This window comes from Erythrobacter dokdonensis DSW-74 (genome assembly GCF_001677335.1).
In the GTDB taxonomy this organism is placed as follows: domain Bacteria; phylum Pseudomonadota; class Alphaproteobacteria; order Sphingomonadales; family Sphingomonadaceae; genus Erythrobacter; species Erythrobacter dokdonensis.
This window is the reverse complement of record NZ_LZYB01000001.1, coordinates 17,305-41,920: the sequence shown is the minus strand read 5'-3', so window position 1 is coordinate 41,920 and position 24,616 is coordinate 17,305. Positions and strand designations below refer to the sequence as shown.

Here is a 24,616-nt window from a genome sequence, read left to right as displayed (position 1 = left end):
ACCCCAAGCCCGCACACCCGGCCGCGTTACCAGTCTTCATCGCGCGGAACGATCAAAAAAAAGGGCCGCCGCATCACGAGGGATGCAGCGGCCCTTGTTTTGTTGTGCAATCGGGCGAGTGCGATCAGCCCGCGACCGCAGCAGCGACTTCCGCTGCGAAATCGGTCTCTTCCTTCTCGATGCCTTCACCGAGCTGGAAGCGGGCATAGTCGGTCAGCTTGACCGAACCGCCATTGTCCTTGGCGAACTTGGCGATCACGGCTTCGACGCTCGACTTGTTGTCCATCACGAACATCTGGCTGAGCAGCGCGTTTTCCTTGGCGAACTTGGCAATCGCGCCATCGACCATCTTGGCCTGCACTTCGGCGGGCTTGCCGCTTTCCGCGGCCTTTTCCTGGGCGATCTTGCGCTCGCGCTCGATCACGTCGGCATCGAGGCCGTCGGCCGACAGCGCCATCGGGAACATCGAGGCGATGTGCATCGCGATCTGCTTGCCGAACGGTTCGAGCACGTCCGCCGACAGATCGCTTTCGAGCGCGACGAGCACGCCGATCTTGCCGAGACCCTCGGCGGCGGCATTGTGCATGTAGGACACGATCGCACCGCTGCCGACCGAAACGGTCTTGATGCGGCGGATCTGCTGGTTTTCGCCGATGGTGGCAACGTTGTCGGTCAGCTTGTCGGCAACCGTGCCGCCATCGGGATAGGCGGCCGCCTTGAGCGCTTCGACATCGTCCGAACCGTTCGCCAGAGCGACCGCGGTCACCTTGCGCACGAAGTCCTGGAACTTGTCGTTCTTGGCGACGAAGTCGGTTTCCGAGTTGACCTCGACCGCGACGCCCTTGGTGCCTTCGACAGCCACGCCGACGAGGCCCTCGGCCGCGGTGCGGCTGGACTTCTTCTGCGCGGTGGCAAGACCCTTGGCACGCAGCGCGTCAACAGCGGCTTCGATGTCGCCGCCCGCTTCGGACAGCGCCTTCTTGGCGTCCATCATGCCTGCGCCGGTCATTTCGCGCAGCTTCTTCACATCGGCGACGGAGAAATCGGCCATGAGAGTTTCCTTTTCGTTTGCTTGTAAGGCGCCCGGCCCTGCCGGCTCCGAAGGGAGGGCAATGCCGGGCGCGCTAGAGGGGGATTGTGACGGGCGATTGACGGGCGCTTGCGAAAACGCGCGCCAACCGCTCCGCAAGATCAGGCTTCGGCGTCTTCCGCAGCCGGAGCAGCCTCTTCGGCCACGGCTTCGACCGGCGGCTCTTCCATCGCACCGAAATCGCTCGCCATGTCGGTCTGCTGCTTGCCCTTGCCGGCCAGCGCCGCTTCACCGATCGCCTGGCAGTAGAGCCGCACGGCGCGGGCCGCATCGTCATTGCCCGGAACCGGGAAGGCGATGTTCGACGGATCGACATTGGTATCGAGGATCCCGATCACCGGAATGCCGAGCACGGCAGCTTCCTTGATGGCAAGGTCTTCCTTGTTGGCGTCGATCACGAACATAACGTCCGGGATGCCGCCCATGTCGCGGATGCCGCCGAGCGACAGTTCCAGCTTCTCGCGCTCGCGGGTGAGCTGGAGCACTTCCTTCTTGGTGAAGCCCGAGGTGTCGCCCGAAAGCATTTCCTCGAGGCTCTTCAAGCGGCGGATCGAACCGGAGATGGTCTTCCAGTTGGTGAGCATCCCGCCCAGCCAGCGGTGGTTGACGAAGTGCTGGCCCGACATGCGCGCGGCTTCGGCGATCGGCTCCTGCGCCTGGCGCTTGGTGCCGACGAACAGCACCTTGCCGCCCGAACGCACGGTGGCTTCGACGAAATCGAGCGCGCGCGCGAACAGCGGCACGGTCTGCGACAGGTCGATGATGTGGACACCGTTGCGCGCGCCGAAGATGTACGGCTTCATGCGCGGGTTCCAGCGGTGGGTCTGGTGGCCGAAGTGAGCGCCGGCCTCGATCAATTGCTGCATCGTGACGACAGGTGCCGCCATAGGTATTTCCTTTCCGGTTGTTCCTCTGGAAGGCTGGAACCGCGCTTGCGGAGATCCCGCATGCGGCACCGGTATGAGCGCCTTCCATGTGACGTTGATGCACCCGGATGCGGCACGGCCGGTCCGGTTGCGAGCGCGCCCTTAGCCGTGCGTCCCGCGAAAATCCAGCCCTGAATCTGCAGGGCAAGCGGAACATAGCATGAAAATCCCCTTGACAGGCCGGAACGTGTAGGGAACAAAGCGCCTGGAACAAAAAACGAACACCGAATCAGCGAAGGATCCGGCCATGCTTGCTCTTGCCATCAACCTGCTTATTGCCACGGTCGCGGTCGCCGCCACCCTGTCGCTCGCCGACACGGCGCTCAAGGCGTACGGGGCCTACAAGCGGTTGCTGCGCGAAAAGGCGCTGATCGATGCGGGCTTCGTGATGCAGGTGGAACCGTCCGAGCAGCGGCTGCGCGTTGCCGACCGGCGTGCGGGCGCGGCTATGCTGCCGCGCCGGGCGGCGCTGCCGCGGCTGCAGCCTGTTCCTGTGCGCGGCGCCGCTTGATCCGGCCATATTTGACAAGACCATAGGGCATCAGCGCGAGATAGACGATCGAGATCGTCGCCAGCGTCCACCACGGCTCGAGCAATAGCGCGGCAAAGGCGAGCGCCACAAACGCGATGAGCCATAGCCGGATCGCCTTGCGCGGGCGCAGCGAGGCCCAGCTCAGTGTAGCCATGTTGGAAATCATCAGCACCGCAATGACGCTGAGCCAGAGCGCCATCACAACCGGATTGCGAAAGATTTCCAGCTGGGTTTCGTGCCACAGGTAGAACGGCGTGAAAGCCAGCCCGGCCCCGACCGGAGCGGGCACTCCGGTGAGAAAGCCCGCCGACTTGTGCGGCTGGTCGTCAACATCGATGCGCGCATTGAACCGCGCGAGGCGCAGCGCGCAGGAAATCGCGAAGGCGAGCGCGGCAAACCAGCCGAAGCGCGGCAGATCCTGCAGCGACCACAGAAACAGGATCAGAGCGGGCGCGACCCCGAAAGACAGCGAATCCGCCAGACTGTCGAGCTCGGCGCCGAAGCGCGACTGGGCATTCAGCAGCCGCGCGATGCGCCCGTCGATCCCGTCGAGCACGCCCGCCAGCACCACCAGCCCGATTGCATAGGTCCACGCGCCGTCGGTCGCGAAACGGATCCCGGTCAGGCCCGCGCACAGCGCCGCGGCGGTGATCGCATTGGGAAGCATCGCCCGCAGCGACAGGCCGCCGCTATCGCGCACCACCGGACCCTCCTCGTCCTCGGCCGCCTTGGGGCCGACCCGTGCGGGCAGGAAGGCGCCGCGCCGCAGTTTCGGCGGACGGCTCACGCGCGCTGTCTCTGTTGCACGGCGCCGAAGAAGATCCCTGTCCGGATCACTGCGCGATCCCTTCTATCAGGCCAGTCTCGCCAAGCTCGGCCAGAACTGTCTCGCCCGCGATCACGGTCTGACCGATCATTACCTTGGGATCAGTGCCTGCGGGCAGATAGACATCCACCCGGCTGCCGAACCGGATCAGTCCGATCCGCTGGCCCTTTGCCACCATGTCGCCCGGCTTGACGAACGGCACGATCCGCCGCGCCACCAGCCCGGCAATCTGGGTAAATCCCAGCTTCAGCCCGTCGCTGCGTTCCACAAGAATGTGCTGGCGCTCGTTCTCCTCGCTGGCCTTGTCGAGATCGGCGCTGAGAAAACGGCCCGGAATATAGACAACCCTGCGCACCGTTCCGCCCACCGGCGCACGGTTGATATGGACATCGAACACGCTCATGAAGATCGAGACGCGAGTCACTGGCCCGCGCGCCAATCCGGCAAACCCCGATCCATCCTCGATCTGCAGTTCCAGCGGCGGCTCGACTTCGGCGATCTGAGTCACCTGCCCGTCGGCCGGAGAGACAATGGCATTTTCGGTCTGCGGCACCACCCGCTCGGGATCGCGGAAGAAGGCGAACACGCCGAGCGACAACAGCAGTAGCGGCCAGCCGATGATGTCCCAGCCCGCAACCAGCAGGAAAAAAAGGCTGACGGCCAGCGCGATAAGGCCGAACTTGCGGCCCTCCGGATGGATCGCGGGCCATTGCCAGCCCGCTTCGCCGCGGCCCTTGTTGTCGAGAATTTCGCCTGCCATGGCCTCAGCATCTAGGGACTGGCGCGCCTGCCCGCAAGCAAGTCGGGCTCTCAGCCCATCTTGCGCACGAATACCGTACCAGCTGAATAGCCAGCCCCGAAGGAACAGATCAGGCCGGTATCGCCCGCCGCCAGATCATCGCTGTGCTGGTGAAAGGCGATGATCGAACCCGCACTCGAGGTGTTGCCATAGGTATCGAGCACGGTGGGGCTTTCGTCCTCGTTCGCCTCGTGGCCCAGCACCTTGTGCGCGATCAGCCGGTTCATCCCAGCATTGGCCTGATGGAGCCACAGGCGGCGCAGGCTTTCGGGATCGATGCCCAGCCGCGCGGCTTCATCGAGGATCATCTGCGCCACCATCGGCACGACCTCCTTGAAGACCTTGCGCCCTTCCTGGACGAACAGCTTGTCGGCCTTGCCCTCGCCTTCGGGCGCAGCGCGATTGAGGAAGCCGAAATTGTTGCGGATATTGTTGGAGAACACCGTCTTCAGTTTCGTGCCCAGGATTTCCCAGTGCTGCGCGGGGGCAATGGCGGCATCCTCCACCAGCACCGCGGTTGCCACATCGCCGAAGATGAAGTGGCTGTCGCGGTCGCGCCAGTTGAGGTGGCCTGACGTTATTTCGGGGCTCACCACCAGCACGCTCTTCGCGTTGCCGGCGCGGATATAGTCGGCAGCCGTCTGGATGCCGAAAGTGGCAGAAGAGCAGGCCACGTTCATGTCGAAGCCGAAGCCCTCGATGCCCAAGGCCTGCTGGATCTCGATCGCCATTGCCGGATAGGCGCGCTGCATGTTCGAGGCGGCGCACAGCACCGCATCGACATCCTTCGCTTCACGCCCCGCACGCTCCAGCGCCTGCCGCGCGGCGGCGACGCCGATCTCGGCCATGACCGACAGTTCGTCATTGGCGCGTTCGGGCAGGCGCGGACACATGATGTCGGGATCGAGGATCGGCGCCTTGCTCATCACGTGACGCGCCTTGATCCCGCTCGCCTTCTCGATGAACTCGACCGAGGAATAGGCCAGCGGCTCGGCCTCGGGGTTCGCCGCATTGTGCCGGTCGACAAAGGCGTTGAAGCTGGCGACCAGCTCTTCGTTGGTGATGCTGTCCGGCGGCGTGTACAGGCCGGTGGCGGAGATTACCGGGCGTCCGGTGCGAATGGCGGGGCTGGGTTGCGATTCCTGCATGGGTCTCTCTTGCCTGGGGAGGGCGGGCCTTAGTCGCCGCCCGCGCCGCCTGCAAGGGCCAGAGGCAGCCGGAAAATCGCCATCAACCCTCGTCGGGATCAGGGTCAGCACCGCCGAACACCTCGGCCAGAAGCGGATTGGGAAAGGTCCGCCGGACCGTGACTGCGCTGAACACCTCGGCGATGTCGGGGAGCTGGAACAGCTCGTAGAGCGTTCCTGCGGCGAGTTCGTCCTGCACCACGATCGGCGGAATCACCGCCACCCCGGCATCCGAGCGCGCAAGCAGGCGCAGCATCGCCATGTCATCGGCCTCGGCGGCGATGCGCGGAACGATGCCCATGCGTTCTGTCAGTGCGTCGAACCCCGCGCGCAGGGCAGTTTCCGGTGTCGGCAGGATCAGCGGGGCTTTGGTCAGCAAGGTGGCCATGCCCTGCCCCGCCAGGACAAGCCGCGAACGCGCTCCGACCAGACTTACGGGCTGCTGCGCCAGCCGCCGCACAAGATAGGGGCTCGCCGCGTCGCGCGCAGGGATCATGTTGGTCAGCAGCACGTCGATGCTCATCGCCTCCAACGCGCGCAGGAGCGTGGCATGCGTGCCCGAACGCATCACCACCTCCACATCCTCGCGCCCGATCAGCGGCCGGACGAAGCCGAGCTGGAAGTTGCGCGACAGGGTGGACAGCGCGCCGATCCTGATCACCTTGCGCTGCTCGCCCACGGCGCGGAAGGTGGCGGCGAGCTGGTCGGCGGTGCGGAAGATCTCGTCAGCATGGTCGAGCGCGATGCGTCCGGCCTCGGTCAGCACCAGATTGCGCCCGCGCCGCTCGAACAGGTCATGGCCGAGATCGGCCTCGAGCGCCTTGATCTGGGTCGAGACCGCGCTCTGCGAAATGTTGAGCGCCCTGGCCGCCGCCGTCAGCGTGCCTTCGCGCGCGGTCGCCCGGAACAGCCGCAGGTGATGGAGATTGAGATTCGACACAGTTCCATTTTTCCGAACGGTTTTCTAAAAAATATGTATTTTATTTAAATCTGTCCAGTCTCTATCCCTCCGGCACCCTAAACGCCCCTCGCTGTCCGGGCCCCCTTTATCCGGAGTGCCGCCATGCCGTCGCTTGCCTTCGCCCTTTCCTTCCTCGCCCCGCTGGCGCTGCTGCCTGCCGCCATTTTCGCGCTCGCCCGCCCCGGCAAGCGGCCCGGGAGCCTGCCGCGCTGGTCGGAGGCCTCGGCCCTCGCAGCCTTCGCGCTGGCGCTGGCGGGTCTGGTGCAGACCGCAATCGGCAAGGTGCCGGGCATCGGCATGCTCGAAGGCGCCGCGCAGCTGGGCCTGCGCGCCGATCTCGTCAGCACCGCGATGGCGACACTGGTGGGCTTCATCGGCTGGATCGTGATGCGCTACAGCCGCACCTATCTCGACGGCGAGGAGCGCGAGGGCGCGTTCCACGGCCTGATGCTGGTCACGCTCGCGGCGGTGCTGGTATTCGTCCAGGCGGCGACGCTCGGCACGGTGCTCCTCGCCGCGATTGCGGTCGGGGTCACGCTCAAGCGCCTTTTGCTGTTCTACCCCGGCCGCGCCGAGGCCCAGCGTGCCGCGACCAAGTTCGCGCTGGTCTGGCACGCGGGCGATGCCATGCTGGTGGTCGCTGCTGCCCTCCTCGCGTCGCACTTCGGCACGCTCGATTTCGCCGCGCTGGCCGATGCCGCAGGCTCAACGGGTCTCGGCCTTGCCGGCACCTTCGCCGTGGCCGCGATTGTCGCCGCAGCCGCGCTCAAGACGGCGTCCTTCCCGCTGCATGGCTGGCTGACCGAGGTGATGGAGGCCCCCACCCCCGTCTCGGCGCTGCTCCATGCGGGCATCATCAATTCGGGCGGCGTGCTGCTTATCACCGCCTCCGGTCTGGTCCAGGCCAGTGGCGGAGCGATGGCCGCGCTGGTGCTGCTGGGCGGCTTTACCGCGCTGTTCGGCGCCGCCGTGATGCTCACCCAAAGCGCGATCAAGACCGCGCTGGCCTGGTCCACCGTCTCGCAGATGGGCTTCATGCTGCTGCAATGCGGGCTCGGCCTGTGGACGCTGGCGCTGCTGCACATCATCGCCCACTCGCTCTACAAGGCACATGCTTTCCTGTCCTCGGGCGGAGCGGTGAGCGAGGTCGCCAATATTCGCCGCCCCGGCCCGGTCGCCGCGCCCAATGTTGCCGCCGTGCTCAAGAGCTTCGGCCTCGCGCTGATCATCTTTGCGGTCATCGCCGGCGGCTTCACCGCGCTGCTCGGCCCCAAGTCGCCGCAGGCTCTGGCGCTGGGCGCGATCCTGATCTTCGGGGTGGCTTACCTCGTTGCTCAGGGGCTTGCCGACCGGGCCCCTGCCCAGCTGACCAAGCGCACGGCAGTCTCCGCACTCGCCGCGGCGGTGGGATATTTCTCCTTCCAGGCCATCGCCCAGAAGGTGTGGGGACCGATCCTGCCGGTGGCCCCCGTTCCGGGCGATCTCGAATGGGCGCTGATCGTGCTTGCGGTCGCCTCCTTCGGTCTTGTCGCCTTCGCCCAGGCGCTGTTCCCGCTGTGGGCGCACCACCCCTCGACCGCAGGCCTGCGCGTCCACCTTGCCAACGGCCTCTATCTCAACGCCCTGCTCGACCGCGCCATCGGCGGCTTCCGCACCACACGCGCCCGCTGAACCCCGCTTCAAGGAGTAACACCCATGTTCATGAACCACGCGCAGATCACGCCGACCCGGTTCTCGCAGATCCTCGAAGCTGCAGAGCGGGCCGCGCGCGCGATCCCGCCCGCCTTTCCGCTGGATGCGACCGTGGCGGTCAACCCCTTCCTCGGCCAGACCGGCGAGGACTTGGCCACCGCCGCCGCCCGGCTGGGCCGGGTTGCCGGGGTGCGCGTGACCCGCACGGGCGCCGAATATGCCGCCGCCATCCGCGACGGCCGCATCACCGAAGACGATCTTGCCGAAGCGCTGGAAGCCTCGCCCTCGCCGCTGAAGCCCGCCGATGCCGCCGCCCTGCGCCACGCGGCCGAGCAGCTGGGTGACGGGCCGGAGCCGAGCGCGCTGCCGACCATCGCCGATCTCGCGGCGCAAGCGACCGGCATCGACTGGCCCGCGCTGATCGACAAGTGCATCGGGCTGTGGGCGGCAGGCCAGTTCGACCGCGGACAGGCACTGTGGTCGCCCGCCCCCGGCTCGGACGCCTTCGCCGCCTGGCGCGCCTGGGCGATGCATGATCTCACGCCCGAAATCGCGGGACTTGAAGGCTTCTGCGCCCATGTCGCCGCCGCCCCCGACACGCCCGAACGCGCGATCCTGTTCGCCGCCGAGGCGCTCGGCATCAGCGACGCTGCCGCCGAAACCGCTTTCCACCGGTTGTTCATGAGCATGGGCGGCTGGTCGCAGCATGCCCGATGGCTGCTGTGGCAGGCTGAACTCGCGGGGACGAGTGACCGGACCATGGCCGATCTGCTCGCCATCCGCCTGATCTGGGACGAGGCGCTGCTCGCCCATGCCCCCGAGGTCGCCGACCGCTGGGCCGCGACCGTCGCCGCCCATGCCGCCCCCGTCGCCGCCGGAGCAGACGAGGTGGCGCTCGCGATCTTGCAGGACGCTGCCGACCGTGGCCACCAGCGCCGCCTCGCCGCCGCGCTCGACGGCGAAACGCCCGCGACCGACCGCCCCTTCCTGCAGGCAGCCTTCTGCATCGACGTGCGTTCGGAAGTGTTCCGGCGCGCGCTGGAAAGCATCGATGCATCCATCGCCACGATCGGCTTTGCGGGCTTCTTCGGCCTGCCGCTCGCCCACCACGCCCATGGTTCGGACATCCGCGAGGCGCGCCTGCCGGTGCTGCTCAACCCCGCGGTCGAGACCACCAGCGCGGGCGATCCGGCGAAGGATCAGGCCAGCCGCATCAGCGCCCGCAGCAAGCGTGCCTGGGGCCGCTTCCGGCAGGCGGCGGTATCCTCCTTCGCCTTCGTCGAGGCGGCAGGGCCGGTCTATGCGGTCAAGCTGGTCAAGTCGGCGCTGGGTCTGGGCGACACGGCCAAGCCCGAGCCCGCCCCGCAGGTGGTCGGCGGCATGACCGCCGAGGCCAAGGCCGATACGGGCGCTGCCGTGCTCAAGGCGATGAGCCTGACCAAGGGTCATGGCGAGATCGTGCTGCTGCTCGGCCATGGCGGAAACGTCACCAACAACCCGCATGAAAGCGCCTATCACTGCGGCGCCTGCGGAGGTTACACCGGCGAGGTTTCCGCCCGCCTGCTAGCAATCCTGCTCAACGACCCTGAAACCCGCGCCGGTCTGGCCGAGCGGGGCGTCGAGGTTCCCGCCGACACCCTCTTCGTCGCCGGGCTGCATGATACCACCACCGACGCGATCACCATCTACGAGGACGGCTTGCCCGCCAGCCGCAGCGGTGATCTGGCAAAGGTCGGCACAATGCTGGCACAGGCAGCGAAGATCGCCCGCGCCGAACGTGCGCTGAGGATGCCCGGTGCGAGCGGCGAGAGCATTCCTGCACGCGCCACCAACTGGGCCGAGATCCGTCCGGAATGGGGCCTTGCCGGCTGCGCCGCCTTCATCGCCGCCCCGCGCGAGGCGACCACAGGCCGCGATCTGGGCGGGCGGGCCTTCCTGCACTCCTATGACTGGCAGGCCGATGCCGGCTTCGGCACGCTGGAACTCATCATCACCGCGCCGGTGGTGGTGGCGAGCTGGATTTCGCTCCAGTATTTCGGCTCTTCGGTCGCACCGGACATGTTCGGCGGCGGCAACAAGCTGATCCACAATGTCGTGGGCGGGATCGGCGTGATCGAGGGCAATGGCGGACGCCTGCGCCCCGGCCTGCCCTGGCAGGCGGTGCATGACGGCGATGCCCTCGCCCACGAGCCGCTGCGCCTCAGCGTGATGATCGAAGCCCCGCGCGAGGAGATCCTCAAGGTGCTCGAAAACCACCCCGGCGTGCGCGAATTGTTCGACAATGGCTGGCTGCACCTGTTCGTGCTGAAAGATGGCAAGGTCGATGCGCGCTATCGTCCCGGCCTCGAATGGGCTGACGCCGCCCCGGAAACCCTTGCGGCCTGAGGCGCGCACATCAAGGTTGCGCCGCATAGCCTTCGCTTTTCCAGCCGCCCTTGTTCTCGCCGTGATACCGCTCCGCCGCTTGCCGGAATGTCACGGCCTCTGCCCTGTCCTTGCGCCGCTCCGCGATAATGTCGCGGCCTTCGATCTTGATTGCCTTGCGCGCGAGCACGGCCATCCCCCGCGCCTCTGCCAGCGAAATCAGCTTGGCGCTCCCAAGCGAAACGTCCCGCCGTTTCTTGTCTCGCTGCACCCGCACATACCATGATGCACCGCCGCGCTTATCCACCTTTAGAAAAAGGCCGTCGCCATCCTGATAGGCTCCCGGCACTTTCAGCGCGTCTTTCACTTGCTTGGCAGTCAGCTTCCCCATGTCGATCTCCAGCCGATCGAAAGTGTGGGGGGAATTGGCCGAAAATGGCCGGGACGTTCTCACTCCCCCACATTTTCCACCCACACTTTACCGCTCACTCCCCCACATTTTCCACCCACACTTTACCGCGAATTGGGACGGCTGGCAATGAACGGGAGCGCGCACGGGTGGACGCTTTTTCCTTGGAAAACCGCGCTTTCCGGCGATGGGGGGAGATTGTCAGCCAAAGGGAAAGTGGTGGACAGGGCTGGATTCGAACCAGCGTACGCTTGCGCGGGCAGATTTACAGTCTGCTGCCTTTAACCACTCGGCCACCTGTCCACACAGTCCCCTGACGTCGAGGGGGGCGTTCCCGGGCGGAATTCCGCTCTGAAAATGCGCGAGTCCCGTGCCGGGCTCGCTGCCGAGAGGCGCCCCTTTGGCGAAGCACTGCTTGCCTGTCAATGGCCCTGCTGGCAGGGGCGCTGCTGACAGCGAGCCAAGGAGCACGAGATGGCCAAGAGTGGTGAACGCAAACGCGCATTGCGCGGACGTGCGGGACGGATGAAGGGCGGGCGCGGCTCGGGCCGGGCGAGCACGGGGCAAGTGCGCCTGTGGGGCCGCCACCCGGTCGAGGCGGCCTTGAAGAACCCCGAACGCCAGCACCGCAAGCTGTGGGCAACGCGCGAAGGCATCGCCAGCCTCGACGGCGAATTGCCGCCGGACTTTCCGGTCGAATATGCCGATGTCGCCGACCTTGCTCGGCTGGTCGCCAAGGATGCGCCGCATCAGGGACTGGTGCTGGAATGTGCCCCGCTGGAGGACGTGTTCCTCGACGAGGTCGCGCTGGGCGAGGCAGACCGTCCGGTGGTAGTGCTCGACCAGGTTACCGATCCGCACAATGTCGGCGCGATCCTGCGCTCGGCAGCGGCCTTCGGTGCCGCGGCGATCGTCACCCAGGACCGCCACGCCCCGCCCGAAGGCGGCGTGCTGGCCAAGGCCGCCTCGGGCGCATTGGAAACAGTGCCCTGGGTGCGGGTGGTCAACCTTGCCCGCGCGCTGGAGGAACTGGCCGAGGCGGGATACTGGCGGATCGGGTTGGCCGGCGAGGCGGACGCCGCGCTCGCTGACATCATGCCTACTGGCCCGCTCGCGATTGTGCTGGGTGCCGAGGGCGAAGGGCTGCGCCACAACATCGCCGCCCATTGCGACGCACTGGCCAAGCTCCCGATTTCCTCGGCGATCGAAAGCCTCAATGTCTCGAACGCAGCGGCGATTGCGCTTTATGCGGTCGCCACGCGCAGCTAGAAGTGCGCCGAGGGAGGGAATACCATGACCATGTTTTCGACCATCCGTCTGCGCGCCGCAGCATTGCTGGCGGGCTTTGCGCTCGCGCTGTCGGGCTGCTTCATGGCACCGGGCAAGTTCACATCCGAACTCGCGCTGACCGGTCCGGACAGCTTCACCTTCCGCTATGACGGCGAAATTTTCTTCCTCGGCCTTTCGAAGCTCGCCCAGATGGGCGCAGCAGCCGATACCGAGAGCTTCAGCGCCACCTGCTTCAACGATGAAACCTTCGAGGAGCGCGCCTGCACTCCCGAGGAAGAAGCTGACCAGCGCGCCGAGTGGGACGCGGGCGCGGCCCGACGTGCCGAAGAAAAGGAGAAGGAAGCCAAGCAGATGGCCGCGATGATGGGCGGGATCGACCCTGCCGATCCCAAGGCCGCCGAGGAACTGGTCCGCCTGCTCGAACGGCAGAAGGGCTGGAACCGGGTCGTGCACAAGGGCGACGGGCTGTTCGAGGTCAGCTACGCCGTCTCCGGCACGCTGGGCCACGATTTTCTGTTCCCGATGATCGAAGGGTTTCCCGCTACCAACCCCTTCGTCCAGATGATCCTGCGCGAGGGCGGCCAGGTGCGGATCAATGCCCCGGCTTTCGCCGCGCAGAGCGGGGATAATCCCATGGCGGCGATGATGGGCGGCGTGGCCCCGCTCGCCAATATCGCGGCGATGGAAGCGGCCGCGGAAAACGGTGTCAAGGAAGACGAGGAGCAGATCCCGGGCATGCCGGTCCTCGAGGGCACCTTCTCAATCCGCACCGCACCGGGGATGCGGATCCTCGCCAACAACACCGACGAAGGCCCGGAAGGCGCAATCGGCGCGGGGGAAGTGCTGCGCTGGGCCGTCTCGCCGCGGAGCGCTCAGGCTCCGACTGCACTGATCGCAACCGGCGGCTGAGACATCGCCACACGAGGGACAAAAAGAAACCCCGTTAGCCGAAGGGCTAACGGGGTTTTTGCTTTTCGAAGCGGCGACCCGCCTGCTGGTCAGGCGATCAGTTGACGGCGTCCTTCAGACCCTTGCCCGCCTTGAACTTGGGCTGGTTGGAAGCCTTGATCTTCATTTCCTCACCCGTGCGCGGATTGCGTCCGGTGGATTCCTTGCGCTTGCCGACCGAGAAGGTACCGAAACCCACCAGGCGGACTTCGTCGCCGTTGGAAAGGGCCTTGGTGATGGTGTCGAACACGCTTTCGACGGCGCTTGCGGAATCGCTTTTCGAAAGGCCGCTGGCCGCTGCCACTTCGCTGATAAGATCGTTCTTGTTCATCTAGGAACCCCCTCGGCTCGAGATTTCGTTCTTGCGGTGAATCGCCTCGTCAAAAACCCGAACTTGAGACTGTTTCCGCAGGGCTGTCAAAGGCAAATCGCCAGTGACCGAAAACGCCCACAAAGCTGGAGCGTCTCACGCCGGGATACGGTTCGGCGCGCTCTGCCTGAACGGCTCATCTTGTCCGGTTTGGACGCGACTCTGCCGCGAATCGCGGCAAGGGACACGTCCTAGCGTTTCAATGTGCGGTTGGCACGTCAGAAGCGAGCGGATTGGCTCCGGATGCGGTGCCGCCCGGCTGGCTCGCAAGATCGTCGGCCTCGGTCCATTCGATCGGCACAGGCGCCTCGACCAGAGCATGGGTAAGAACCTGGTCGACATGGCTGACCGGAATGATTTCCAGCCCTTCCTTGGCATTGGCCGGGATCTCGGCAAGATCCTTGACGTTTTCCTCGGGGATGAGGACGGTCTTGATCCCGCCGCGCAGCGCCGCAAGGAGCTTTTCCTTGAGACCACCGATCGCCAGCACCCGTCCGCGCAAGGTCACTTCGCCGGTCATCGCCACTTCGGGGCGCACCGCGATGCCAGAAAGGGTCGATACGATCGAGGTGACCATGCCGATGCCCGCGCTCGGCCCGTCCTTGGGCACCGCACCCTCCGGCAGGTGGATGTGGACGTTCTTGCGATTGAAGACGCTCGGCTTGATCCCGTAGGCGGGCGCACGCGCCTTGACGAAGCTGAAGGCCGCCTGGACGCTCTCGTTCATCACTTGCCCGAGCTTGCCGGTAGTCTTGATCTCGCCCTTGCCCGGTGTCGTCACACTCTCGATGGTCAGCAACTCGCCACCGACCGAGGTCCACGCAAGGCCCGTGACCGCGCCGACCTGCGGCTCCTCTTCCGACACGCCATGCTTGAACTTGCGCACGCCGGAGTAGTCACCGAGGTTTTCGGGTGTGATGGTGACGCTGTCGGTCTTCTTCTCGAGAATCTGACGCAGCGACTTGCGGCACAGCTTGGCGATCTCGCGCTCAAGCGTACGCACCCCGGCCTCGCGGGTGTAGTAGCGGATCAGGTCGCGCAGGGCTTCCTCGGTCAGCTCGAATTCGCCCTTCTTCAACCCGTGCGCCTTGACCTGCTTTTCGACCAGATGGCGCTGGGCGATCTCGACCTTCTCGTCCTCGGTATAGCCTTCGAGCCGGATGATCTCCATCCGGTCGAGCAGCGGCTGCGGCAGGTTGAGGCTGTTCGCGGTGCACACGAACATGATGTCGCTGAGGTCGAGGTCGAGCTCGAGATAGTGGTCCTGGAACTTGGCGTTCTGTTCCGGATCGAGCACTTCCAGAAGTGCCGAGGCCGGATCGCCGCGGAAATCCTGACCCAGCTTGTCGATCTCGTCGAGCAGGAACAGCGGATTGCTGGTCCCGGCCTTCTTCAGGTTGGCGACGATCTTGCCCGGCATCGAGCCAATGTAAGTCCGCCGGTGACCGCGGATTTCGGCCTCGTCGCGCACGCCGCCCAGCGACTGGCGCACGAATTCGCGCCCCGTCGCCTTGGCGATCGACTTGCCCAGAGAAGTCTTGCCGACACCCGGAGGGCCCACGAGGCACAGGATCGGCCCCTTGAGCTTGTTGGTGCGCGCCTGCACCGCGAGGTACTCGACGATGCGGTCCTTGACCTTCTCCAGGGCATAATGATCCGCATCAAGGATCTCCTGCGCCTTGGCGATATCCTTCTTCAGCTTCGACTTCTTGCCCCACGGCAGGCCGAGCAGCACGTCGAGATAGTTGCGGATCACCGTCGCCTCGGCGCTCATCGGCTGCATCGAGCGCAGCTTCTTGAGTTCAGCCTGTGCCTTGGCTTTGGCTTCCTTGGAAAGCTTGGTCTTTTCGATCTTCTCGGTAAGTTCGGCGATTTCGTTGCCTTCATCGCCATCCCCGCCGCCGAGTTCCGACTGGATCGCCTTCAACTGCTCGTTGAGGTAATATTCGCGCTGGGTCTTTTCCATCTGGCGCTTCACGCGCCCGCGGATGCGGCGTTCGACCTGGAGCACCGAAAGCTCGCCCTCCATGAAGGCCATGACGAGCTCAAGCCGCTTGAGAGGGCTTGCCTCGCTCAGCAGCGACTGCTTGTCCGACACCTTGGCCGAAATCGCGGCGGCGATCGTATCGGCCAGTTGCCCGGCATCGTCGACATCGGTCAGATCGACACCGGCATCCTCGCCCAGCTTCTTGTTGAGCTTCACATATTCGCCGAACTGTTCGACAACCTGCCGCATCAGAGCGGTGACCTCGCTGCCGGCCACCGTCTCGGGCAACAGCGGTTCCACTTCGGCAAGAATATGCGTTCCGAGATCCTCGAGTGCGGTTAGCCGCGCGCGGGTCTGCCCTTCGACCAGCACCCGCACCGTGCCGTCAGGGAGCTTCAGCAGCTGTAGCACTTGGGCGATGACCCCCACGTCATAGAGATCGTCGCCCTCCGGATCGTCGCAGCCCGGATCGAGCTGGGCCAGCAACATGATGTCCTTGGAGGCTTCCATCGCCGCTTCGAGCGCCGCCACCGACTTGTCGCGCCCCACGAACAGGGGGACGACCATGCCGGGGAAGACGACAATGTCGCGCAGAGGAAGGAGAGGGTAGGTCTGGGTCATGTTCTTGTATCCGCGGCGGCCATTTGGGCTCGCCTTTGAAGGGAATATGGGTAGGCCTCGGTCGGGCCGCAATGGGGGGTTGGGGCTAGGTTGTGGACGGCGCGGGTTGCGCCGCGAGCGCATCCACCATCATGCGGCCTCGCGATCCGGAACTTCATCGTCCCGGATCAGCAGGAACAGGGCGAGCGACGACCCCGCCGTCTCAATCGCGATCGGCGTCGGGACCAAGCATCACGGTCGTCAGCACCGTCAAGATCACCGGCCCGAACAGGACAAAGGCGAGGCGGTATCGCGGCACATCGCGCAATGCGCCAAACCCATCTTCAGGGCGAATTGGCCCCGTAGCCTGACCTCACCCGAGGCCAGGCAGGTTGAACCCCGGCGGGAGGCCCATCGAGCCCTGCATTTCCTTCATCTGCTCGTTCGAAACCCGGTCCGCCCGGTCGCGCGCATCGTTGAAGGCGGCGGCGACCAGATCCTCGACGATCTGCTTGTCTTCCGGCTTCATAAGGCTGTCGTCGATCGACACGCCGAGAATGCGGCCCTTGGCGCTCGCGCGAACCTTCACCAGCCCGCCGCCGGCTGTGCCCTCGACCTCAATGGAATCGAGCTTCACCTGCATCTCGTTCATCTGATTCTGGATGGTCTCGGCGGCCGCTTGTGCCGCCTTCATCATCTCTTCCATCGACTTCATCGGGGACTCCTCAATTCCATGGGGGACGGGCCGCGCGGGCGACATTGCCCTCGGTCCCTAGCAATTCGGCCTCGGGGAAGGCCGCAAAAGCTGCTTGCACCAGCGGATCAGACAGGATGCGCGCTTCCTCGGCCTGGGCCTCGGCCTCGGCGGTCTCGCGCAAGGACGGCTGCGCCGCGCCTGAGCCGCGCTCCACCTGCCAGCGCCTGCCCGTCACCTTGAACAGCGCCTCGCGAATCTCGGGGGCGGGATCATCGGGGAAGGTGTCGGCCTGTTCGAACACCAGCCGCTCCTGTCCCAGTTCGATCACCCGCACGCGGGCGCGCATCATCTCGGCGACATGCAATTGGCCCGAAGCATCGACCTGTTCGACCAGGGTCACCCAGTCCTGAGCGGGGGCCGCGAAGGGAGACGCCGGTGCCGGGGGTTCGGCAGAGGTAGCCGGGGCCGACGGCGCACCTGCCGCGAGTTCCTCGATCCGCCGCGCCAACTTGCCCGGATCCGGCATCTGCACTGCGTGAAGTATGCGTAGCAAGGCCATCTGCAGCGCCACCAGCGGATCCGGGGCGGCGCGAACTTCCTCGTGGCCCTTGAGCAGCAATTGCCACAGTCGGTGGAGTTCACCAGCACCCATCCGCGCGGCGAAATCGGCGAGCGCGGCGCGCTCCTCTTCAGCGGGCGCGTCCGGCTCGCTCCCCGAAACCTGCGCTAGGGTAATCCGGTGGGTGAGGTCCATCAGCGCGCGCATCAATGCCAACGGTTCCACCCCGAGCGCATATTGCTCGTCAACCGCGGCGAGCAAGGGCTTGGCATCGCCTGACAAAAGGTGGCCAAGCACGCGCCGCTGCGCGCTCTTGTCGGCCAGACCCAGCATGTCGCGCACGCGCCCGGCGGCAACCATCCCTTCCCCGTCTAGATCGGCGTGAGCAATCGCCTGATCGAGGATCGAGAGCCCGTCGCGCACCGATCCTTCGGCGGCAGAGGCAATGATGGAGAGCGCCTCGTCCTCGGCGTCCACGCCTTCGAGGCGGCAGATCTTGGCGAAGTGCTCTGCCAGCAGCGGGGCCGGAATGCGCCGCAGGTCGAAACGCTGGGTGCGGCTCAGCACGGTCACGGGCAGCTTGTCGACTTCAGTGGTTGCAAACAGGAACTTCACGTGCGGCGGCGGTTCCTCGAGCGTCTTGAGCAGCGCGTTGAAGGCGTTGCGCGAGAGCATGTGGACTTCGTCGATGATGTAGATCTTGTAACGCGCCGAAACCGCAGCGTAGCGCACCTGCTCGATGATCTCGCGCACGTCATCGACCCCGGTGTTCGAGGCCGCGTCCATCTCGATCACGTCGATATGCCGCCCCTCGGCAATCGCGGTGCAGGGCTCGCACTTCCCGCAAGGGTCGATCGTTGGTCCGCCCTGCCCGTCCGGTCCGACGCAGTTCAGCGCCTTGGCGATCAGCCGCGCGGTCGAGGTCTTGCCGACCCCGCGCACGCCGGTCATCAGGAAAGCGTGGGCCAGCCGGTCACGCGCGATGGCGTTGGCAAGGGTGCGCACCATCGCCTCCTGCCCGATCAGCTCGGAGAAGGTCTGCGGGCGATATTTGCGGGCAAGCACACGGTAGGGCTGATTGCTTGAGCCGGTAGAGGATGGCGCTGGCGCGGGCACAGGGGCCGGAGCAGGCGCGGGCGCTGGCGCCGGATCGCCGAACAGCGCGTTCTGTCCGGCAGCCTCCAGTTCGGCCGCCGTCGGGCCGCTGTCGTCATCGTGTTCGTCGAGATCGGGGTCGGAATCGTGCACGCCCGCAAGCTAGGCGCTGGGGGCCGCGATGTCGATTGCAAAGCACCCGCCTTTTGCACCATCCGCATTGCCTTGGCGCTGCGCGGAGCATGGGCCAAGGGCATGCATTTGCCCCTTGCCGCCGCCCCGATCCTGCTGGTTCTGAACGCCTTGCCCGCGCTCGCCCAGCCGCTTTCCGACAGCCCCGCCGATACCGAAGCGCAGAGCCTGCCTGCCCTGCCCGAACTCACCGCCGCGCGGCTCAACCGCATGTGCTCGCCTGCCGGAATGATGCAATATGCCTTCGGCGAAACCGGGGTGCCGGGCAGCACCAAGGTCGAACAGATCATCTCCCCCGGCTTCGCCATGCCCGCCAGCTTCGCCCCCTTCGAGCGCGCCAAGCCGATGGCGACGGCATGGAGCAACCGGCTGTTCCAGATGACCTATTCCTTCAAGCTCGCCGACGAGGATGAGGCGCAGGACATCATGTCGGCAATCGGCGACGTGCTCGAAGAGGAGGCCGGGTGGACCTATGTCGAGCGCGACTTCGACACCACGCCGCTGAGCATGATCAACGCGGTCGGCTGGCTGAGTTTCGAGAAGGCGGTCGAGGCCGAAGGCGCGCCGACGCGGGTATTCCTGGCGCTCGATCACGGGCTCGGCGAAGTCACGCTGACCTGTTCGCGCGAGGATCTGACCCGCGTCCAGTTCGGCGAGGCCTTCGGTCGCCTGCCGGAAGGCACGCCGCGGCCCGCCATGCCCGAAGTCGCCATCCCGCCCGCGCTCGATCCCGTCCGCTGCGCCGACGAGGCGGTGCTCGCCGAGATGCGCGATCTGATCGCCGACGCGCGCTTTGCCGACCGCTTCAGCGCCCGGATGCTGGAGCGCACCAGCTACCGCGACCGGCTGACGACGTGGATGATCTGGAAGCTCGACCAGTCGGGCAAGATCGACACGATGGAGATCGTCGGGCTGGTGATACAGGCCTCCGGCTATGCCAGCCCGGACGGCAATCCGCTCGCCGCGATGAAAAAGGTGCTGGACATGCTGCCGATCGTCAAGCGTATGGGAGAGGCGCAGAACGCTGGCGATCCGCAGGGCCTGTGTCTCGCACTGGCCGATTTTCAGATCTGGATCATGGAGGTCGACGCGCTCACCAGCAAGCAGACCGAGGCGGCGCACGCCGCGCTCGAGGCCAAGGCCCGCGAGCTTGGCGTTTCGCTGGACTAGGATGCGTGAAGAAGGAGCCGGGCGACCCGCCGCAATCCACCTGGGCTGCTGCCTTCCGGCCCTGACCCGGTGAGCAGACGCAAACGTCCACCCGACTCCCGAGCCGGCATATGGCCTCGCCGGGGCGAAAGGTCAACTGAGCGAAAAACCGGCCCGAAGGGCCACAAGGGCGACCGCCCTCTGCGGCCTATGCCGCAAAGCCAGGGCGGGCGGAGGCCCGTCGCCCGGCGTTCGAGGGACTATCTGAAATTATCCGCGTAGGCCTGCAGCTTGAGACGCTTGGGCGGGGTCGCATGGACACGCGCGGTAATGCCATGCCTCGCTGCATAAGCCTGTGCAGCGTCCTTCGAGGGGAAGGTCAGCCGCACCTGCGACTGGGTATCGCCCGTCCCCGTCCAGCCCATCAGCGGATCGGCAAAACGCGCCTCCGACTGCTCGAATTCGAGCACCCACTCGTCGGTGTGGGCCTTGCCGGACTGCATCGCGTGCTTGGTCTTCTGGTAAATTCTCGCGGACATTTTTGCTTTCGATCCTCGCTCATGCGGCCTGACGGCCGCGTCGCTGCGGGCGGGCAGTCGCCCTTGCGGGTCGCCTAAGCGCCCGGATTGCGCGTTCCCGTTAGCCCAAAGCTATTCGCGGTTGAAGGCGTTTTTGGTCTTCATGCTCGGCTTTTCCAGCCATGGCTGGTCGGGCCAGCGGTGCTTGGGATAGCGGCCTTTCATATCCTTGACCACATCGCGCCAGCTGCCGCGCCAGAAACCGGGCAGGTCGCGGGTCGACTGGATCGGGCGGCCAGCGGGGCTGGTGAGTTTGAGCAGCAGTGGTGTGGTGCCGATCAGCGGCTGCTCGTCGAGCCCGAACAGCCCTTGAACCCGCACCTCGACGCTGGGCGCATCGTCCCCGGCATAGTCGATGGCGTGGCGGGTATCGCCGGGGGACGTGAAATGGGTGGGTGCGGCGCGGTCGAGTGCCTGACGGGCGCTCCAGTCCAGCAGGCCGAGCGCCGCGTCAGCAAAGCGGTTCGGCGGCAAATCGAGATCGCGCCGCCCCGCGAGCAGCGGGACAAGCCAATCGCCTGACCGTTCGCGCAGAACCGATTCCGAAAGGGCCTCGACACCGGCAAAGCGGGCGCGGGCAAGAAAACCTCGAGGGAGCACTTCCCCCAGCTTCTCCAGCGCCTTTTCCACGAGGATATCCACACACAGCGCAGGGTCGGGAGCGGGTTCCGGAATGCTCGCCAAGACGATCGCGCCAAGCCGCCGCTCACGCCGCGCCTCGATCCGCTCCTTGTCGTTATTCCAACGGATTGTGATGCGCTCCTCAAGTTCCTTCGAAAACAACCTGGCGATCCGTTCGGGTGCGATTTCGCACCCTGCGGTGATGCGCGCACCTTTGGCCTGCCCCTGTGCATCACCGATCACGATCCATTCGGCCTGCGCCAGCGGCGAGGCGGGATCGAGCGCATAACCGCGCCCTCCTGCGCTGATCCAGTGCTCGCCCGAGGCATCGCGGCGGCGGGCGACGAAATCGGGGCGGGCGAGTGCCAGCGCTTCGGCAGCGTCGGTGGCCATGCTTTCGCCGATTGCGCCAGCCAGTCTGGCGGCTTGCTTGGCCCAGCCCTGCGCAATCCGTTCTGCGGCAAGACTGCGCGGGGCGCGGTCGGTGCGCCAGCGGGCAAGGCGTTGCAGATGGTCTTCACTCCGCCCGCCAAGCCCGCGCTCCTGCAACAGCATCACCAGCCGCGCCGCATCCTCGCCGCAGCCTGCCGCCGCACCGTGCAGGACAGCGGCAGCCTGATCGGGCGACATGGGCAGTGCGGCAATCGCCTCGCCGAGCGGAGTGATCCGGCCCTCGGCCAGCGCGCCCAGAGCCTCCAACGCTGCCCGCGCCGCCGCGACCGAGGCTTCGGGCGGCGGATCAAGCCATGGGAGAGCGGAGGGGTTCGCCGTCCCCCACTTCGCCAACCGTAATAACAGCGGGGCAAGATCGGCTTGCAAAATCTCGGCGGGCGTGAATTCCGGACGGCCGGCGTGCCCCGCCTCCTCCCACAGCCGGTAAGCCACCCCGGGCCCCTGACGCGCCGCTCGTCCCGCCCGCTGCGCTGCCGAGGCCTGCGAGGCGCGGCGTGTGACAAGATGCGTGGTCCCTGCCGCCCGGTCGAATTCGGCGAGGCGGGCAAGGCCGGAATCGACCACCACGCTCACCCCGTCGAGCGTCAGCGAGGTCTCGGCAATAGCAGTCGCCAGCACGATCCGGCGGCGGCCCTGGGCGTCGCGGCGGATCGCGGCGCGCTGGGCGGCGGGCTCGATCTGACCGTGGAGCGGGTGGATCGGCACGTTGGCGAGGCGCGGCTCCAGCCGCTCGCGCACCCGCTCTATCTCGCGCACGCCGGGCAGGAAGGCGAGGATATCGCCCGCCTCCTCGCGCCAAGCGGTCAGCACCGCGCTCGCCATGCGATCCTCGATCACCTGCGAAGCATCCCCGCCAAGCCACTTGATATTCAGCGGAAAGCTGCGCCCTTCGCTTTCGATCACTGGCGCGCTCTCGCCCAGCAGCCGGGCAAATCTCGCGCCGTCGATCGTCGCGGACATGACTAGCACCCGCAGGTCCTCGCGCAGCACGGCGCGGGTTTCGAGCGCCAGCGCGAGGCCAAGATCGCTGTCGAGCGCGCGTTCATGCGCCTCGTCGAACAGCAGCGCCGAAATACCGGGGAGTTCCGGGTCTTCAACCAGCCGATTGACGAGGATCGCCTCGGTGACAACGAGGATGCGCGTTCTCGCGGAAACCTTGCTGTCGAGCCGGGTCATGTAGCCTACGGTCTCGCCCGGCTTCTCGCCGACCATTTCCGCCATACGTTCGGCAGCCGCACGGGCAGCGACGCGGCGGGGGGAGATGAGGATGATCTGGCCGGTGCACCACGCCTCCCCCAGCAGATCGGGCGCGACCGCCGTGGTCTTGCCCGCCCCCGGAGGCGCGACCAACACGGCCGCCCCCTCGCCCGCCAGCGCGGCGCGGAGGTCAGGCAGAACAGCCGTTATGGGAAGGGCGGGGTGCATCGCCCCGGCCGATAGCTTGCTCAATGCCCGCGCGCGACCGCGAATTGCGCCGCTTCAGCCATCGCCGCGCGCGCCTTGCCATCGGGGAAGATCGAGATCGCGTCGATCGCCCGGTGCGCGAAGTGCCGCGCCCGCTCGCGCGTGTCCTCAAGCGCATTGTGCTTGCCGATCAGCGCAATTGCCTGGGCAAGGTCTTCGTCCGAGGAGCGATGGCCGATGATCGCGTCCTTCCAGAACTTGCGCTCTTCCTCATTGCCGCGTGCATAGGCGAGGATGACCGGCAAGGTCATCTTGCCTTCGCGGAAATCGTCGCCCTGTTCCTTGCCCATTTCGGCGGCATCGGAATCATAGTCGATCGCATCGTCGACCAGCTGGAACGCGACCCCGAGATTGCGGCCATAGGCTTCCAGCGCGTGCTCCTGTTCCTCCGAACATTCCGCCACCACCGCGCTGATCTGGCTGGCGGCGGCGAACAGGGCTGCGGTCTTTGCACCGATGATGTGGAGGTATTGTTCCTCGCTGGTGTTGATCTGGCGCTGGGCGGAGAGCTGCGAGACCTCGCCTTCCGCGATCACCGCGCTCGCGCGCGAGAGGATCGAGAGCACCTTGAGGCTGCCATCCTCGGTCATCAGTTCGAAGGCGCGGCTAAACAGGAAATCGCCCACCAGCACGGTGGCCGGATTGCCGAAGATGATGTTGGCTGCGGCCTTCCCGCGCCTGAGTTCGCTGCCGTCCACCACATCATCGTGCAGCAGGGTAGCGGTGTGGATGAATTCGACCGCCGCGGCGAGCTTGTGGTGGCGGGTGCCTTTGTAGCCTACCAGTTCGGCGCCCGCGAGCGTCAGCATCGGCCGCAGCCGCTTGCCCCCGCCCGAAATCAGATGGCCTGCCAGGCGCGGGATGAGCGGGATCTCACTCTGCATCCGGTCGAGGATCACGGCGTTGACCGAATTCATGCCAGCCGCAGTGAGCGACAGCATGGGATCCAGTGTCGGTGCCTTGCGCGGCAGAGGGACGATGTCGGCACTCATGATGGCTTGGCCTTAAGGCCGCCCCAGCGTGCTTGGCAAGCGCAGATTTGCTGCTAGTTTCGCAGGCCATGTCGCACGAAACGCAAGCGCCCGATCCGGTTCTCGCCGCCTATCGCAAAAGCATCGACAATATCGATGCGGCGCTGATCCACATTCTTGCCGAGCGCTTCCGCATCACGCAGGCGGTTGGCGAATACAAGGCCAGGGCCACCCTGCCCCCGGCCGATCCGGACCGCGAGGCGCGTCAGATAGCCCGGCTGAGGAAGCTCTCGGAAGAAGCGGACCTCGACCCCGAATTCTCCGAGAAGTTCCTGCGCTTCATCATCGACGAGGTGATCCGCCACCACGAAAAGGCGGCGCGCGGCGACTGAGGAGATCAAGGCGCTTCGTGTTCACCCGCAGTAGCCGGATCAGGTTCGGGCGGCGGTGGCGGAGGCGGCGGAGCCGGAGTGCGCGGCCGTTCAAGCAGTTCACCCCTTTCCCGCAAGATGCGGCGCTGGGCGCGGGTGAGGCGGATTGTCTCGCCATTGCCAAGCAGGACGTGACGGCCGCGGCCGGGATAGATCAGCGGCGTACCCAGACAGGTCGCATCGCGCCCGAAATCGACATCGCATTGCGGCCCGATCCCGCGCCGGTCGACCTCCGGTGGTCCGAGGGGATTAGTGAACACTGTTCGCTGGTCTTCGAGCCCGGCGTCAGTGGCGCAGCCCCCAAGTGCCAGAGCAATCGCCAGCACGGTACGCCTCGCGATGAACATGCCTGAAACCTCCTCCAAGCAATCATTCGATTTCAGTCGCTTGGCAGGCGTGAACCCTGTCTGAACCGATGGCAAAAA

The 24,616-nt window shown here is 66.0% G+C and carries 22 protein-coding genes, 1 tRNA gene and 1 other RNA gene; 7 read left to right on the top strand and 17 right to left on the bottom strand.

The window, feature by feature from the left end; genetic code table 11:
• Window positions 1-124: 124 nt before the first annotated feature.
• Window positions 125-1,051: a translation elongation factor Ts gene (tsf, locus tag I603_RS00210; RefSeq protein ID WP_068861821.1), complete on the bottom strand. Its 927-nt coding sequence runs from the start codon at window positions 1,049-1,051 to the stop codon at window positions 125-127.
• Window positions 1,052-1,191: 140 nt separating this feature from the next.
• Window positions 1,192-1,977 carry a 30S ribosomal protein S2 gene (gene rpsB, locus I603_RS00205; protein WP_068861820.1) on the bottom strand — a complete coding sequence of 262 codons (786 nt, stop codon included), beginning with the start codon at window positions 1,975-1,977 and terminating at the stop codon, window positions 1,192-1,194.
• A 286-nt stretch (window positions 1,978-2,263) separates the two neighbouring features.
• On the opposite strand from rpsB, the gene I603_RS00200 reads away from it, so the two are divergent.
• Window positions 2,264-2,527, top strand: coding sequence for a hypothetical protein (locus I603_RS00200; RefSeq protein WP_068861819.1), 264 nt, complete (start codon window positions 2,264-2,266; stop codon window positions 2,525-2,527).
• Here I603_RS00200 and I603_RS00195 read toward each other — a convergent pair.
• The 4 genes from I603_RS00195 to I603_RS00180 form a co-directional block, all read right to left on the bottom strand.
• The gene (locus I603_RS00195) at window positions 2,463-3,335 is read right to left on the bottom strand and encodes a CDP-alcohol phosphatidyltransferase family protein (RefSeq protein ID WP_407643890.1); all 873 of its coding nucleotides are present in this window, start codon (window positions 3,333-3,335) and stop codon (window positions 2,463-2,465) included. The two genes, I603_RS00200 and I603_RS00195, sit on opposite strands and share 65 nt — an antisense overlap.
• Before the next feature lie 46 nt (window positions 3,336-3,381).
• Complete coding sequence (locus I603_RS00190) at window positions 3,382-4,134, bottom strand: phosphatidylserine decarboxylase (RefSeq protein ID WP_068861818.1); 753 nt, start codon at window positions 4,132-4,134, stop codon at window positions 3,382-3,384.
• Between the two features lie 50 nt (window positions 4,135-4,184).
• Window positions 4,185-5,321 (bottom strand): beta-ketoacyl-ACP synthase III, encoded by a 1,137-nt coding sequence (locus I603_RS00185; protein ID WP_068861817.1) that lies wholly within the window; start codon window positions 5,319-5,321, stop codon window positions 4,185-4,187.
• An 82-nt stretch (window positions 5,322-5,403) separates the two neighbouring features.
• Window positions 5,404-6,300 (bottom strand): LysR family transcriptional regulator, encoded by an 897-nt coding sequence (locus I603_RS00180; protein WP_068861816.1) that lies wholly within the window; start codon window positions 6,298-6,300, stop codon window positions 5,404-5,406.
• A gap of 123 nt (window positions 6,301-6,423) precedes the next feature.
• Here I603_RS00180 and I603_RS00175 point away from each other — a divergent pair, with 123 nt between their 5' ends.
• Together I603_RS00175 and I603_RS00170 are read left to right on the top strand one after the other, a co-directional pair.
• Window positions 6,424-7,992, top strand: coding sequence for a proton-conducting transporter transmembrane domain-containing protein (locus I603_RS00175; protein WP_068861815.1), 1,569 nt, complete (start codon window positions 6,424-6,426; stop codon window positions 7,990-7,992).
• A gap of 24 nt (window positions 7,993-8,016) precedes the next feature.
• Window positions 8,017-10,398, top strand: a complete 2,382-nt coding sequence (locus I603_RS00170) for a YbcC family protein (protein WP_084439720.1) — start codon at window positions 8,017-8,019, stop codon at window positions 10,396-10,398.
• A gap of 10 nt (window positions 10,399-10,408) precedes the next feature.
• On the opposite strand, the gene I603_RS00165 is transcribed toward I603_RS00170, so the two are convergent.
• Window positions 10,409-10,768, bottom strand: coding sequence for an Arm DNA-binding domain-containing protein (locus tag I603_RS00165; protein WP_068861814.1), 360 nt, complete (start codon window positions 10,766-10,768; stop codon window positions 10,409-10,411).
• Between the two features lie 235 nt (window positions 10,769-11,003).
• Window positions 11,004-11,089 (bottom strand) — tRNA-Tyr (locus I603_RS00160).
• A gap of 171 nt (window positions 11,090-11,260) precedes the next feature.
• Between I603_RS00160 and rlmB the strand changes: the two genes are divergently transcribed.
• Together rlmB and I603_RS00150 are read left to right on the top strand one after the other, a co-directional pair.
• The gene (rlmB, locus tag I603_RS00155) at window positions 11,261-12,055 is read left to right on the top strand and encodes a 23S rRNA (guanosine(2251)-2'-O)-methyltransferase RlmB (RefSeq protein ID WP_068861813.1); all 795 of its coding nucleotides are present in this window, start codon (window positions 11,261-11,263) and stop codon (window positions 12,053-12,055) included.
• A 24-nt stretch (window positions 12,056-12,079) separates the two neighbouring features.
• A complete protein-coding gene (locus I603_RS00150; RefSeq protein WP_068861812.1) occupies window positions 12,080-12,985 on the top strand; it encodes a hypothetical protein in 906 nt (301 codons plus the stop codon).
• A 97-nt stretch (window positions 12,986-13,082) separates the two neighbouring features.
• Here the strand turns inward: I603_RS00150 and I603_RS00145 are convergent, their stop codons facing one another.
• From I603_RS00145 to I603_RS00130, 4 genes are all read right to left on the bottom strand, one after another.
• Window positions 13,083-13,355 carry an HU family DNA-binding protein gene (locus I603_RS00145; protein WP_068861811.1) on the bottom strand — a complete coding sequence of 91 codons (273 nt, stop codon included), beginning with the start codon at window positions 13,353-13,355 and terminating at the stop codon, window positions 13,083-13,085.
• 238 nt (window positions 13,356-13,593) lie between these two features.
• Window positions 13,594-16,002 carry an endopeptidase La gene (gene lon / locus I603_RS00140; RefSeq protein ID WP_068861810.1) on the bottom strand — a complete coding sequence of 803 codons (2,409 nt, stop codon included), beginning with the start codon at window positions 16,000-16,002 and terminating at the stop codon, window positions 13,594-13,596.
• Between the two features lie 352 nt (window positions 16,003-16,354).
• A complete protein-coding gene (locus I603_RS00135; RefSeq protein ID WP_068861809.1) occupies window positions 16,355-16,696 on the bottom strand; it encodes a YbaB/EbfC family nucleoid-associated protein in 342 nt (113 codons plus the stop codon).
• A 10-nt stretch (window positions 16,697-16,706) separates the two neighbouring features.
• Window positions 16,707-18,485 (bottom strand): DNA polymerase III subunit gamma/tau, encoded by a 1,779-nt coding sequence (locus I603_RS00130; RefSeq protein WP_068861808.1) that lies wholly within the window; start codon window positions 18,483-18,485, stop codon window positions 16,707-16,709.
• 102 nt (window positions 18,486-18,587) lie between these two features.
• On the opposite strand from I603_RS00130, the gene I603_RS00125 reads away from it, so the two are divergent.
• Window positions 18,588-19,694, top strand: coding sequence for a hypothetical protein (locus I603_RS00125; RefSeq protein WP_143736720.1), 1,107 nt, complete (start codon window positions 18,588-18,590; stop codon window positions 19,692-19,694).
• A 7-nt stretch (window positions 19,695-19,701) separates the two neighbouring features.
• Here I603_RS00125 and ffs read toward each other — a convergent pair.
• The 4 genes from ffs to I603_RS00105 form a co-directional block, all read right to left on the bottom strand.
• An RNA gene (ffs, locus tag I603_RS00120) (signal recognition particle sRNA small type) lies at window positions 19,702-19,796 on the bottom strand.
• 137 nt (window positions 19,797-19,933) lie between these two features.
• Window positions 19,934-20,212 carry an ETC complex I subunit gene (locus I603_RS00115; RefSeq protein WP_068861806.1) on the bottom strand — a complete coding sequence of 93 codons (279 nt, stop codon included), beginning with the start codon at window positions 20,210-20,212 and terminating at the stop codon, window positions 19,934-19,936.
• Between the two features lie 111 nt (window positions 20,213-20,323).
• Window positions 20,324-22,750 (bottom strand): ATP-dependent helicase HrpB, encoded by a 2,427-nt coding sequence (hrpB, locus tag I603_RS00110; protein WP_068861805.1) that lies wholly within the window; start codon window positions 22,748-22,750, stop codon window positions 20,324-20,326.
• Between the two features lie 20 nt (window positions 22,751-22,770).
• Complete coding sequence (locus tag I603_RS00105) at window positions 22,771-23,781, bottom strand: polyprenyl synthetase family protein (RefSeq protein WP_068861804.1); 1,011 nt, start codon at window positions 23,779-23,781, stop codon at window positions 22,771-22,773.
• A gap of 68 nt (window positions 23,782-23,849) precedes the next feature.
• On the opposite strand from I603_RS00105, the gene I603_RS00100 reads away from it, so the two are divergent.
• Window positions 23,850-24,152 (top strand): chorismate mutase, encoded by a 303-nt coding sequence (locus I603_RS00100; RefSeq protein WP_068861803.1) that lies wholly within the window; start codon window positions 23,850-23,852, stop codon window positions 24,150-24,152.
• Window positions 24,153-24,157: 5 nt separating this feature from the next.
• On the opposite strand, the gene I603_RS00095 is transcribed toward I603_RS00100, so the two are convergent.
• Window positions 24,158-24,538 carry a hypothetical protein gene (locus I603_RS00095; protein WP_068861802.1) on the bottom strand — a complete coding sequence of 127 codons (381 nt, stop codon included), beginning with the start codon at window positions 24,536-24,538 and terminating at the stop codon, window positions 24,158-24,160.
• Window positions 24,539-24,616 lie beyond the last annotated feature (78 nt).